A 12988-nucleotide genomic window follows, 5' to 3' on the forward strand; every position below is an offset into this window, starting at 1 on the left:
CTGCTCTTAAGCTGCCTTGATCAGGTGCGCCGCCAGGGTTCGCAGCGGGCCCAGTTGGCGACAGATCAGCGCCAGCTGGGTCTGCACCAGACGCTGGCCTTCGTCGATCTCATCCGGCATCTGCTCCAGCTCATTGGCCAGCGCTTCTTCGGCATCGCTCTGGATATCGATCGGGGTCTTGTTGGCCAGGCCCTGGGCAATCTCGTCGATGCTGGCCGCCAGGCTGACCCCGGCGCCTTCGATCAAGTGCTCGCGAACATCGTCCGGCAGCCGGGTTTCCCGGTGCGCGCCCAGGCCCGACAAGTAGCTGAGCAGGGTGTGGGACAGCACCAGGAAGCGGAAACCCACGTCGGCCTCCTTACGGAAATGCCCCGGCTCCATGAGCATGTTGGCCAGGGTGGTGGACAGCGCCGCATCGGCGTTGTGGGCGTTGCGCCGGGCCAGGCGGTAGGCCAGGTCGTCGCTCTTGCCGGCGGCGTACTGCTGCATGATCTGGCGCAGATAGATGCTGTTGCAGGTCAGGGTGTTGGCCAGCACCTGGTTCAGGCGCCGGCCCTGCCAATCCGGCAGGAACAGGAACACCGCCAGCCCGGCGATCAGGCTGCCCAGCAGGGTATCGAACAGCCGCGGCAGGAACAGCCCATAACCGTCGCCCACCTGGTTGAAGCAGAACAGCACCATCAGGGTGATGGCGGCCGTGGCCAGGGTGTAGCGGGTGGTGCGGTTGGTAAAGAACACCACCCCGGCAGCGATGGCGAACAACGACTGCACCAGGGGGCTCGGGAACAGGTCGAACAGCGCCCAGGCCAGCGTCAGGCCGATGGCCGTGCCGACGATCCTTTGGCCCAGCTTGCGCCGGGTGGCGCCGTAGTTGGGCTGGCAGACGAACAGCGTGGTGAGGATGATCCAGTAGCCCTGGGACGGGTGGATCAGGTGCACCATGCCATAGCCGATGCTCAGCGCCAGGGGCAGGCGCAGGGCATGGCGGAACAGCAGCGAAGTGGGCGTCAGCTGGGTGCGCAGGCGGGTCCAGACATCCTTGAGGTTGCGTGGCGAGCGGTCCAGCAGGCTGCTGTCGGTGGCGTCGGCCAGGGCGTCGGGGTTGCTGGCGTCGCTGAGCAGGCGGTCGAGGGTGCCGAGGTTCGCCGCCAGGGCCCGCAGCGAACGCAACAGCCCGCGCCAGGCCGGGTTGCTCTGGATGCGCAAGTGTTCCAGGGAGGCATGCAGGTCGCTCAGGGCTTCGGCGAAGCTGGCGTCATAGACGAATGGCTGGCGCAACTGGATGGATTCCGCCAGCGCGCGGCAAGCCTTGCCCTGCTGGCGCAGCAGGCGCTGGCAGCGGAACAGCACGTCGCTGTGGAAGAAGGCATCGGCCAGGGCGTTGTACGGGTAGTGGGACGAACTGGCGCGCTCGTGGATGTCCTGGGCAAGGAAATACAGCTTCAGGTAGCGACTGACCTTCGACCCCGGCCGACCATTGCCGACCCGGTGCAGGATGATCTCCTTGGCCGCGTTGAGGGCCGCCACCACCTTACCGTTTTGTTGGGCCAGCTCCAGGCGCCGGGCTTCTACATCCAGCTGGCGGATCGGCTCGAACAGCGACGCCTTGAGCTTGAGGTAGAAACCCAGCTCGCGAAACAGCCGGGCCAGGCTCTGCTGCACCGGCTGGTTGGAAAACAGCGCCTGCCACAGCACCGAGAGCAGGCCGTACCAGGCGGCGCCGGCCACCAGCAGCACCGGCTCGTGCCAGAAGTCGATCACCGCGCCGCCGCGCTGGTCCACGCCGATCATGGTGTAGACCGAGAGAATCAGGGTCGCCGAGGCAATGGCGCCATAACGTTCGCCCAGCGCCCCGAGCATGGTCAGGCCGAAGCTGGCCAGGGCCAGGGCGATGGCGAAGATCCAGGGGTAGGGGAACAGCAGCTCCACCGACAGCGCGGCGATGCTGAAGCACACCAGGGTCACGGCCAGGGCATTGAGCCGGCCCTGCCAGCTGTCGTCGGTTTCCGCCAGGGCGCTGGCGATGATGCCGAGAAACAGCGGGATCAGCAGGCCCATTTCATCCTGATACCAGCACAGTGCCATGCTGCCGGTCAGGGCGATGAACACCCGCACGCTGTAGCTGAATTTATCCAGCGCCCAGAGGCGGCGCAGAGACTGACGAAAAGAAGTCGATGACATGGAGTGGGACAGGCCTTCCGGGGCGATGCAGCTAAATTGAGCCAGTATTGACGACGGCGCAATGCCGCCGTCACATCCTTGAGCAAAATCCGTTCCTCATCGGCCCCTTGCCACCCGGCTCAGACGTATTGCGCCGCCGCGTAGCCCGAGGCCCAGGCCCACTGGAAGTTGAAGCCGCCCAGGTGGCCGGTGACGTCCAGCACTTCACCGATGAAATACAGCCCCGGGCTCTTCAGCGATTCCATGGTCTTGGACGACACTTCGCGAGTGTCGACCCCGCCCAGGGTCACTTCGGCGGTGCGGTAGCCTTCGGTGCCCGCCGGCACCAGCTGCCAGCTGCCGAGCTTCTGCGCCACGTCCGCCAGCTCCGCCGGGGTGTATTGCTTCATCGGCTTGGAGACGAACCAGTGCTCGGCCAGCAGGCCGGCCATCTTCTTGGTGAAGATCTCCCCCAGCAGGGTTTTCAGTTCGCTGTTGGGGCGCTCGGCCTGCTGCTGTTGCAGCCAGCCCAGGGCGTCGTGGTCCGGCAGCAGGTTGATCTCGACGGTATCGCCGGGCTGCCAATAGGACGAAATCTGCAGGATCGCCGGACCACTGAGGCCACGGTGAGTGAAGAGGATGTTCTCGCGGAAACTCTGCTCGTTGCAGCTCACCAGGCAGTCCACCGAGGTGCCCGACAGCTCGCCGCACAACGCCTTGAGCTGGTCGGTGATGGTGAACGGCACCAGGCCGGCGCGGGTTGGCAGCAGCTCGTGGCCGAATTGCCTGGCCACTTGATAACCGAAGCCGGTGGCGCCCAGGGTCGGGATCGACAGGCCGCCGGTGGCGATCACCAGGGACTGGCACTGCACCGCGCCCAGGGTGGTCTGCAGCAGGTAGCCGGACTCAAGCTTCTCGATCTGCTGGATCGAGGTGTCCAGGCGCAGCTCGACCCCGACCTGCTCGCACTCGTCGAGGAGCATGCCGAGGATGTCGCTGGACTTGTTATCGCAGAACAGCTGGCCGAGTTTCTTCTCGTGGTAGGGCACGCCGTGCTTGGCCACCAGGCCGATGAAGTCCCACTGGGTGTAGCGGGCCAGGGCCGATTTGCAGAAGTGCGGGTTCTGCGAAAGGAAGTTGGCCGGCTCGGTGTACATGTTGGTGAAATTGCAGCGGCCGCCACCGGACATCAGGATCTTCTTGCCGGCCTTGTTGGCGTGGTCCAGCAGCAGCACCTGGCGGCCCCGGCCGGCAGCGGTCAGGGCGCACATCAGCCCGGCGGCGCCAGCGCCGATGATCACGACTTCGGTAGAACGCAAAACGGTGTCCTCGCACAAATTTGTGTAGGAGCGAGCTTGCTCGCGATAACGGTGCCGGGTTCAACCTCGATGTCGGCTGTTCGGACGCTATCGCGAGCAAGCTCGCTCCTACAGGGACGGTGGGGTTAGAGGACGCGCACGCGCAGCGAACGGCCCTTGATCTTGCCGTTGTTCAAACGCTGCAGCGCCTGCATGACCACGGTGCGTTCAACCGCCACATACGATTGGAAGTCGAAGATCGCAATCTTGCCGACCTGGGCGCCCGGGATACCGGCGTCGCCAGTCAGTGCACCGAGAATATCGCCCGGACGCACTTTGTCCTTGCGCCCGCCAGCGATGCACAGGGTGCTCATCGGTGGCTGCAGCGGGGCGCCGCCCTGTGACTTGAGGTTGTCGACCTGATCCCAGTTCAGCGGGGTTTTCTGCAACTGCTCGATGGCTTGCGCGCGATGGGCTTCGGACGGTGCGACGAGGCTGACCGCGATGCCTTTTTCGCCAGCGCGACCGGTACGGCCAACGCGGTGAATGTGGATTTCCGAATCGCGGGCCAGCTCGACGTTGATCACCATGTCCAGCGCATCGATGTCCAGGCCACGGGCGGCCACGTCGGTGGCGACCAGTACCGACGTACTGCGGTTGGCGAACATCGCCAGCACCTGATCGCGGTCACGCTGTTCCAGATCGCCGTGCAGGCCGACGGCGGAAATGCCTTTGGAGGTCAGGTGATCGACGGTTTCCTGCACCTGCTGCTTGGTGAAGCAGAAAGCGACGCAGGAGGCCGGGCGGAAGTGGTGCAGGACTTTGGTCACTGCGCTCATGCGTTCTTCCGGGGAAATCTCGTAGAAACGCTGTTCGATCTGCGTGTCGTCGTGGAACGCTTCGGCTTTCACCGTCTGCGGATCACGCATGAATTTCGACGCCAGTTGCTTGATGCCCACCGGGTACGTGGCGGAGAACAGCAGGGTCTGCCGGCGCGACGGGGTCTGCTCGATGATGTCTTCGATGGCGTCGTAGAAACCCATGTCGAGCATGCGGTCGGCTTCGTCGAGGATCAGCGTGTTCAGGCCATCAAGCACCAGCGAACCCTTGCGCAGGTGTTGCTGGATACGCCCCGGGGTGCCGACGATGATGTGCGCACCGTGCTCCAGAGAGGCGATCTGCGGGCCGAAGGACACGCCGCCGCACAGGGTCAGGACCTTGATGTTGTCTTCGGCGCGGGCCAGGCGACGGATTTCCTTGGCCACCTGGTCGGCCAGCTCGCGGGTCGGGCAGATCACCAGCGCCTGGCAGCCGAAGTAGCGCGGGTTGATCGGGTTCAGCAGGCCGATGCCGAAGGCCGCGGTCTTGCCGCTGCCGGTCTTGGCCTGGGCGATCAGGTCCATGCCCTTGAGAATCACCGGCAAGCTTTGCGCCTGGATCGGCGTCATCTGGGCATAACCGAGGGAGTCGAGGTTAGCCAGCATGGCGGGAGACAGGGGCAAAGTATTAAAAGCGGTGGCAATGGTGGTCACGGGACTGGCCTGCAAAACAAAATGTCGCGCAGTGTATCAGTCCCGCTCCCCCAACCTGCAAATTCTGGACGAGCAACCACACTGGCCGCTTGCCGCTGCTCAATGCTCGATGTGCTGTTCCTCGACCTTGCGCGCGCGGCGGCCATCGGTGGGCGACAGCTGGAGGAAGATCGCCGCCGCCAGCATCGCCATGATGCCCACGGTGAGGAACGTCAGCTGGAAGGCGCCGAGCACGGTGTCCACGCCGTCATTGCCCACTTGTGCGGTGAAGCCGCCCAGCAGTGCCCCGGCACAGGCCACCCCAAGGCTCAGGGACAGTTGCGCCACCACCGACAGCAGGCTGTTGCCGCTGCTGGCGGCCGCGTCGTCGAGGTCGATCAGGGTCACGGTGTTCATCGCGGTGAACTGCAGCGAGTTGATCGCCCCCAGTACCGCCAGCATGCCCAGCAGCAGCGGATAGGGCGTCTGTTCGCTGACCAGCCCCATGCTCGCCAGCATCATGCCCAGGGCCAGGGTGTTGCCGGTCAGCACGATGCGGTAGCCCAGGCGTTCGATCAGTGGCCGGGCGATGGACTTGGCCAGCATGGCCGCGGCCGCCAGGGGCAACATGCTCATCCCCGCCTGGGACGGTGAATAACCCAGCGCCACTTGCAGCAGCAGCGGCACCAGGAACGGCAGGGCGCCACTGCCCAGGCGGGCGAACAGGTTGCCGAGGATGCCCACGGCAAAGGTCCGCACCTTGAACAGCGACGGCGCGAACAGCGGGTTGTCGGTGTGCACCGCACGCAACCAGTAGGCGGCCAGGCAGGCCAGCCCGCCAAACAGCAGCAGCATCACCCGCAAGTGCGGCAGGTGCAGTTCCCCCAGGCCTTCCATGGCGATGGTGATCAGCACCATCGCCGCGCCGAACAGCAGGAAACCCAGGCTGTCGAAGCGCGTGCGTTCACTGCCGCGCAGGTCGGGGATGAAACGCCACACCGCGTAGCAGCCGACGGCCCCCACCGGCAGGTTGATCAGGAAGATCCAGTGCCAGGTCAGGTACTGCACCATCCAGCCGCCCATGGTCGGGCCGATCAGCGGCCCCAGCAGCCCGGGGATGGTGATGAAGCCCATGATCCGGACCAGCTCCGAACGCGGGTAGGCCCGCAACACCACCAGCCGCCCCACCGGCAGCATCAGCGCGCCGCCCAGGCCCTGGATCACCCGGGCGCCGATCAGCTGGGACAGGGTGTTGGACATCGCGCACAGCAGGGAACCGATGCTGAACAGCAAGATGGCGCCGAAGAAGATCTTCTTGGTGCCGAAGCGGTCGGCGATCCAGCCGGACGCCGGAATCAGCAGGGCCACGGTGAGCATGTAGGCGATGATCACCCCCTGCATGCGCAGCGGGTCTTCCGCCAGGTCCTTGGCCATGGCCGGCAGCGCCGTGTTGAGGATGGTGCCGTCCAGCGATTGCATGAAGAAGGCGATGGCCACTACCCAGGGCACCCAGCGGGCGGTGGTAGCGTCGAGAGGCGGGCGTTCTGGCATGGGACCTCAGCAAGGGCAGCGACAAGTTGTCAGCTTCAAGCTGCAAGCTTGTGGCTTGCAGCTTGAGGCTGATTTCACAGGGTCAGGGTCAGGCGGCTGATCAGCGCTCCGGGCAGGTGCATCGAGGCGGTCTGGCGCTGGCCGTAGGTGCTGGCCGACAGCAGCAGCTCCCGCTGTTCGGTCAGGGCTTCCAGCTGCGAGCCCAGCAGGCTGTAGACGCTGTCATCGAAGCGCATGGTGCTGACCGGGGCCTGGATCTCGCCGTTTTCCACCCAGAAGGTGGCGAAGCGGGTCATGCCGGTCAGGCGCGCCGCCGGCAGGTCCGAGTAGTTCAGGTACCACAGGTTGCTGATGTACAGCCCGGTGCCCAGTTGCTTGAGGATCTCCTGCTGGGACAGCTGGCCCGCCGCCATGTTCAGCGCGCTGGGGTATTCGCCGCTGCCGGCGCCGTTGGCGGTCAGGCCGTACTCGGCGGCGCTGCGGGAGTTGATCAGCTGCGCATTGGCGCTACCCGCTGCAATCAGCGACAGGTCGCTGCGTGGGTAGCCTTCGTCGGAAAACGCCGGGCTCAGGGAGCCGCTGACCTGTTCGTCGAGTGACACCAGGGGGTTCAGGGCGGCGTCGCCGGCGTAGAGTTTCTGCAACGGGCTGTGCTTGCTGGCAATCGACTGGGCCGAGAAACCGCCCCAGGCCAGCATGCCCATGATTTCCTCGAGCGCCGCGGGTGCCAGGTAGGCGCGGTATTGTCCTGGCGGCAGGGTCCGCAAGGGCCGGCCGAGGAACTGCAACTGCTCCCGGGCCTGCTGGAAGCGCAGGGCAAAGGCCTGGCTGTCCCACGCGTGCCCGGCGTAGCTGGCTTTCACCGCCTCGCCGTTGTCGTGGAACAGGCTGAAGTCGAAGTTGAAGCTGTTGGCCTGATGCCAGCCGAATGCCCCGCTGGAGCTGGCGAAGCCGCGGCTGATGGGCCCCGCAGCATAGATGCCCACCAGGTCCAGGCCGGCGCCGGCGCGGCCGATTTCCTCGACCACCTGCTCGCTGCCGGGCAGCGGATGCTCCTGGACGTGCTGGCTGTGCCAATGGGTGTGGTTGAGCATCAGGTACGGGTCTACCGGCAGCAGCGGCAGGGTCTCGCGCAGTTGCTGCAAGGCCTCGGCCAGGCGCTGGCGATCCACCTCGGGGTCGTTGCTCAGGGTCATGCTGAGGTCGGCGTGGCGGCCGTTATCGATCAGCTTGAAATGCACGCTGGCCTGCTGCACCTGCCCGGCCTGGCGGACCTTGGCGTGGTTGAAACGGATGAACTCCGAGGCTTCGGCGGCGTAGCTCAGGGTGAATTGCTCGGTCTCACGCAGCGCGTCCTTGAGCCACTGCACCAATGCCTTGAACGGCTCGGCCTGATTCGTCGTCCTGGTCATCAGGCGTCTCCTCCGAATACGTCAATCTTGCTGAATACGCAGGCCGGCGAAGCGTGGCCCACGCGGATCACCTGGTTGGGTTCGCCCTTGCCGCAGTTGGGCGTGCCCAGGACCTGGAAGGTGCTGCGATCGCCCACCGCGCTGAGGTTGCGCCAGAACTGCGCGGAAATGCCCCGGTAGTTGGGGTTCTTGACCACGCCCTTGAGTTCGCCGTTTTCGATCAACTGGCCCCATTCGCAGCCGAACTGGAACTTGTTGCGCGCATCGTCAATGGACCAGGAACGGTTGGTGGACATCAGGATGCCGTGCTCGATCTGCCCGATCAGGCGTTCCAGGGGCTGGTCGCCGGGTTCGATATTGAGGTTGGCCATGCGGTCGATCGGTGCGCGGTTCCAGCTGCTGGCGCGGCTGTTGGCGACGCCGTCGAGGCCGCTGCGGTATTGCGACAGGGCGCTGCCCAGTGGTCGTACCAGCAGGCCTTCGCGGATCAGGAACTGTTTGCTGGCGGCGCTGCCATCGTCGTCATGGCCGTAGCTGGCCAGTTCCTCGGGGATCTGTGGGTCGAAGGTCACGTTGAGCAGCGAGGAGCCGTATAGCAGGCGGCCGAAGTCTTCCTGTTTGACGAAGCTGGTGCCGGCGTAGTTGCGTTCGTCGCCGAGGATGCGGTCCAGCTCCAGGGGGTGGCCGATGGACTCGTGGATCTGCAGCATCATCTGGTCCGGCATCAGCAGCAGGTCCCGCGGGCCCTGTGGGGTGTTCGGCGCCAGCAGCAACTGCAGCGCCTGGTCGGCCACCCGTGGCGCGGCGCCCAGCAGGCCGCAACGGCTGATCACATCGCCGGCGCCCTGCTGGCCGAAGTTCTCCCGGCCCAGGCTGCGGGTCTGGCTGTCGCTGCCGTCGTAGGCGGTCACGTCCAGGCCCGGGTAGACGAAACGCTGGGCCTGGCGCAGCTCGGCGCCGGCGCTGTTGAGGTAGATCTGCTCGACCTGGGTCACGCCGATGCCCACCTGCCAGTTCACCAGGCGTTCATCCTTGGGCACCGAGGCCGATTCATCGCCCAGCAACTGGTAGCAGTCGCTGAGGGACGGGAAAGCGTGCTCCAGGTTCGGCGAAAGGTAGTCCGCGCGGTCGCTGGACACCGGCTGCTCGCGCAGGTCCAGCAGGGCGTGGGCGGCAATCACCCGAGCCTGTTGCTCGGCACGCTCGAGGGCCGCCTGCAGGCCACGTTGCGACAGGTCGTTGGTGGCGGCATACGCTTCCACGCCGCGCACCCGCACGGTCAGCATCGCCCCTTCGTCACGGCCCAGGCTCGGCGGCTCGGCAATATTCTTGCGCACCGACAGGTACTGGTCCGACTCGCGTACATACCGCAGGGAAAAGAATTCGGCGCCCGTGCGCAAGGCAGCGAAGCGCTGCTTGAGCTGGGGGTGAAAGTCGAACATGGGGACCTCCTTGTGAGGCGCGATAGCCGGCCGGCGCGTTTGGCCAGCGAACGGATACAGGTATAGGTGTCGACGGGCTTGGGCGCGCAGGGAATGTACAGGTTGCAGAACTGTAGCCGCTGCCGAAGGCTGCGATCAAGGACGCTGTCCTGGCCTGGGCGGGGAGGAAATGCGTGGGGAGGTAAAAAGGGCGCCGACCGTTGCAGTCGGCGCCCGTACGGCTTACTGCGCGGTCGGGGTAATGTCGCGCATTGGCTTGCCACGTACCGGGGCGCCGCCGGCCACGTAGTAGGCGGCCTTGCTGCGAGGCAGCGGCTGACGACCACGGATCTTGTCGGCGATTTTCTCGGCCATCATGATCGTCGGTGCGTTGAGGTTGCCGGTGGTGATGATCGGCATGATCGAGGCGTCCACTACGCGCAGGCCCTGCATGCCGTGCACGCGGCCTTGGTTATCGACTACGGCCATGTCGTCGGTGCCCATCTTGCACGAGCAGGATGGGTGGAACGCGGTCTCGGCGTGTTCGCGGATGAACTTGTCCAGTTGCTCATCGGTCTGCACCTCGATGCCCGGGCTGAGTTCGCGACCGCGGAAGGCATCCAGGGCTGGCTGCTGCATGATTTCCCGGGTCAGGCGGATGCCGTCGCGGAATTCCTGCCAGTCCTGCTCGGTGGCCATGTAGTTGAAGAGGATGCTCGGGTGCTGGCGCGGGTCCTTGGACTTGAGCTGCACGCGACCACGGCTCGGCGAGCGCATGGAGCCCATGTGCGCCTGGAAACCGTGCTCCTGCACGCCGTTGCTGCCGTTGTAGTTAATCGCCACCGGCAGGAAGTGGTACTGGATGTTCGGCCACTCGAACTCTTCGCGCGTACGGATGAAACCGCCGGCTTCGAACTGGTTGCTGGCGCCTATGCCGGTGCCGTTGAACAGCCACTCGGCACCGATGGCCGGCTGGTTCCACCACAGCAGCGATGGGTACAGCGATACCGGCTGGGTGCAGGCGTACTGCAGGTACAGTTCCAGGTGGTCCTGCAGGTTCTCGCCGACGCCCGGCAGGTCGTGGACCACCGGGATGTCCAGGCTTTCCAGCAGGGCCCGCGGGCCTACGCCGGAGCGTTGCAGCAACTGTGGCGAAGCAATGGCGCCGGAGCTGACGATGACTTCCTTGCGGGCGCGGGCTTCCACGCGCTCTTCGGTGCTGCCTTGCAGGTAGCTCACGCCCACGGCGCGCTTGCCGTCGAAGAGAATCTTGTCGGTCAGGGCGTGGGTGACGATGGTCAGGGTCGAACGCTTCTTGGCGGTGTCCAGGTAGCCGCGGGCGGTGCTGGAACGACGGCCTTTGGGGGTCACGGTACGGTCCATCGGACCGAAGCCTTCCTGCTGGTAGCCGTTCAGGTCTTCGGTACGTGGGTAACCGGCTTGCACGCCGGCTTCGACCATGGCGTGGAACAGCGGGTTGTTGCCGGCTTTGGGCGTGGTCACGCTGACCGGGCCTTCGCCGCCATGGTAGTCGTTGGCGCCGATGTCACGGGTTTCCGCCTTGCGGAAATACGGCAGGCAGTCCAGGTAGGTCCAGTCTTCCAGGCCCGGCAGTTTGGCCCAGCCGTCGTAGTCCATGGCGTTGCCGCGGATGTAGCACATGCCGTTGATCAGCGACGAGCCGCCCAGGCCCTTGCCGCGACCGCATTCCATGCGCCGGCCGTCCATGTGTGGCTCTGGGTCGGTCTCGTAGGCCCAGTTGTAGCGTCGGCCTTGCAGTGGGAAGGCCAGTGCCGCCGGCATCTGGGTACGGAAGTCGAAACGGTAGTCCGGGCCGCCGGCTTCCAGCAGCAGGACGGTGACGCCTTCGTCTTCAGTCAGACGGGTCGCCAGGGTGTTACCGGCCGAGCCGGCACCGATGATGATGTAATCGTATTCTTGGGCCATTGGAGCCTCCGTGGGGAGCTGCAAGCCTCAAGCTTCAAGCGGCAAGAAACAGCGGCGAAGCAGGCTTGGCAGGAAATGGGGAGCGGGCGGCAAGCAAGGCTGTGGCCTGTACTTGCCGCTTGTAGCTAGCTGCTTGCCGCTGCTTAGAACACCGAGGCGTAGTCGCCCAGCTCGACCTGCACCGACTTGATGCGGGTGAAGTTGTTCAGCGAGCTGATGCCGTTCTCACGGCCAACACCCGACTGCTTGTAGCCGCCGACCGGCATCTTGGCGTCGGATTCGCCCCAGGCGTTGATCCAGCAGATACCGGCTTCGAGCTGATGAATCACGCGGTGGGCGCGGTTCAGGTCCTTGGTGACGATACCGGCGGCCAGGCCGAAGTCGGTGTCGTTGGCGCGGCGGATCACTTCTTCTTCGGTTTCGTAAGTCAGGATCGCCATGACCGGGCCGAAGATTTCTTCACGGACGATGGTCATGTCGTCGGTGCAGTCGGTGAACACGGTCGGGGCAACGAAGGCACCCTTGGCGAATTCGCCGTCGGTCAGGCGCTCGCCGCCGCACAGTACGCGGGCACCTTCTTCCTTGCCCTTGGCGATGTAGCACAGCACGCTTTCCATGTGCGGGAAGCTGACCAGCGGACCGAAGTTGGTGTTTTCGTCTTCCGGGTTGCCGATGCGGATGCGCGCAACGCGCTCGGCGATCTTGGCTTCGAAAGCGGCTTTCAGGTGGCTCGGTACGAACACGCGCGTGCCGTTGGTGCAGACCTGACCGGAGCTGTAGAAGTTGGCCATCATCGCAGTGTCGGCGGCGCGATCCAGGTCGGCGTCGTCGAAGATGATCAGCGGCGATTTACCGCCCAGTTCCATGGTCACGTCTTTCAGCGAGGAGCTGGAAGCGCTGGCCATGACTTTCTTGCCGGTGTCGGTGCCGCCGGTGAAGGAGACTTTCTCGATGCGCGGGTGTTCGGTCAGCCAGGTGCCGACTTCGCGGCCGCTGCCGGTCAGGACGTTGAACACGCCAGCCGGTACGCCGGCTTCGGTGTAGATCTCGGCCAGTTTCAGGGTGGTCAGCGAGGTCACTTCACTTGGCTTGAAGATCATCGCGTTACCGGCTGCCAGGGCTGGCGCGGATTTCCACAGGGCGATCTGGATCGGGTAGTTCCAGGCGCCGATGCCGGCGACCACGCCCAGGGGTTCGCGACGGGTGTAGACGAAGGACGTGGTGCGCAGCGGGATCTGCTCGCCTTCGATGGCCGGTACCAGGCCTGCGTAGTATTCCAGCACGTCGGCGCCGGTGACGATGTCCACGTACTTGGTTTCGGAGAAGGCTTTACCGGTGTCCAGGGTTTCCAGAGCAGCCAGTTCGTCGTTGCGCTCGCGGAGGATTTCCACGGCGCGACGCAGGATGCGCGAACGCTCCATGGCGGTCATGGCGGCCCAGATCTTCTGGCCTTTTTCGGCGCTGACCACGGCGCGTTCCACGTCTTCCTTGGTCGCACGCTGCACTTGTGCGAGAACTTCACCGTTGGCCGGGTTGATGGCATCGAAAGTGGCGTCGCTGCCGGCATCGGTGTAGCCGCCGTCGATGTAGAGTTTTTGCAGTTCGAAACGGGCCATAGTGTCCTCGCAAGTGCATTAAGTAGTGGGCTTGACCACCGGGCGTGTCCCGAAGTTCAGGGCACGTTGATC

The 12988-nt window shown here is 65.0% G+C and carries 8 protein-coding genes; all 8 read right to left on the bottom strand.

Annotated elements, in window-relative coordinates; genetic code table 11:
- Positions 1-6: 6 nt before the first annotated feature.
- The 8 genes from yccS to betB all read right to left on the bottom strand — a co-directional run bounded on the left by yccS (position 7) and on the right by betB (position 12916).
- Positions 7-2181: a YccS family putative transporter gene (gene yccS, locus LXM55_RS27240; protein ID WP_233323233.1), complete on the bottom strand. Its 2175-nt coding sequence runs from the start codon at positions 2179-2181 to the stop codon at positions 7-9.
- Positions 2182-2300: 119 nt separating this feature from the next.
- The gene (locus LXM55_RS27245) at positions 2301-3479 is read right to left on the bottom strand and encodes an NAD(P)/FAD-dependent oxidoreductase (RefSeq protein ID WP_233323234.1); all 1179 of its coding nucleotides are present in this window, start codon (positions 3477-3479) and stop codon (positions 2301-2303) included.
- Positions 3480-3604: 125 nt separating this feature from the next.
- Entirely contained in the window at positions 3605-4942 is a 1338-nt protein-coding gene (gene dbpA / locus LXM55_RS27250) for an ATP-dependent RNA helicase DbpA (protein WP_233323235.1), read from the bottom strand.
- 147 nt (positions 4943-5089) lie between these two features.
- Positions 5090-6520 (bottom strand): multidrug transporter subunit MdtD, encoded by a 1431-nt coding sequence (mdtD, locus tag LXM55_RS27255; protein ID WP_233323236.1) that lies wholly within the window; start codon positions 6518-6520, stop codon positions 5090-5092.
- Between the two features lie 74 nt (positions 6521-6594).
- The gene (locus LXM55_RS27260) at positions 6595-7932 is read right to left on the bottom strand and encodes a TldD/PmbA family protein (RefSeq protein ID WP_233323237.1); all 1338 of its coding nucleotides are present in this window, start codon (positions 7930-7932) and stop codon (positions 6595-6597) included.
- The gene (locus tag LXM55_RS27265; RefSeq protein ID WP_233323238.1) at positions 7932-9374 is read right to left on the bottom strand and encodes a TldD/PmbA family protein; all 1443 of its coding nucleotides are present in this window, start codon (positions 9372-9374) and stop codon (positions 7932-7934) included. Before LXM55_RS27265 ends, LXM55_RS27260 begins: the two co-directional genes overlap by 1 nt.
- Positions 9375-9596: 222 nt before the next feature.
- Positions 9597-11300 carry a choline dehydrogenase gene (betA, locus tag LXM55_RS27270; protein ID WP_233323239.1) on the bottom strand — a complete coding sequence of 568 codons (1704 nt, stop codon included), beginning with the start codon at positions 11298-11300 and terminating at the stop codon, positions 9597-9599.
- Between the two features lie 143 nt (positions 11301-11443).
- Positions 11444-12916 (bottom strand): betaine-aldehyde dehydrogenase, encoded by a 1473-nt coding sequence (betB, locus tag LXM55_RS27275; RefSeq protein ID WP_233323240.1) that lies wholly within the window; start codon positions 12914-12916, stop codon positions 11444-11446.
- Positions 12917-12988: the final 72 nt, after the last annotated feature.

This window comes from Pseudomonas sp. Au-Pse12 (assembly GCF_021341665.1).
Classification (GTDB): Bacteria; Pseudomonadota; Gammaproteobacteria; order Pseudomonadales; family Pseudomonadaceae; genus Aquipseudomonas.

Bases quoted from the DNA above. Each gene is read 5' to 3' on its own strand.
- yccS (WP_233323233.1), bottom strand. From the start codon at position 2,181: ATGTCATCGACTTCTTTTCGTCAGTCTCTGCGCCGCCTCTGGGCGCTG.
- dbpA (WP_233323235.1), bottom strand. From the start codon at position 4,942: ATGCTGGCTAACCTCGACTCCCTCGGTTATGCCCAGATGACGCCGATC.
- mdtD (WP_233323236.1), bottom strand. From the start codon at position 6,520: ATGCCAGAACGCCCGCCTCTCGACGCTACCACCGCCCGCTGGGTGCCC.
- LXM55_RS27260 (WP_233323237.1), bottom strand. From the start codon at position 7,932: ATGACCAGGACGACGAATCAGGCCGAGCCGTTCAAGGCATTGGTGCAG.
- LXM55_RS27265 (WP_233323238.1), bottom strand. From the start codon at position 9,374: ATGTTCGACTTTCACCCCCAGCTCAAGCAGCGCTTCGCTGCCTTGCGC.
- betA (WP_233323239.1), bottom strand. From the start codon at position 11,300: ATGGCCCAAGAATACGATTACATCATCATCGGTGCCGGCTCGGCCGGT.
- betB (WP_233323240.1), bottom strand. From the start codon at position 12,916: ATGGCCCGTTTCGAACTGCAAAAACTCTACATCGACGGCGGCTACACC.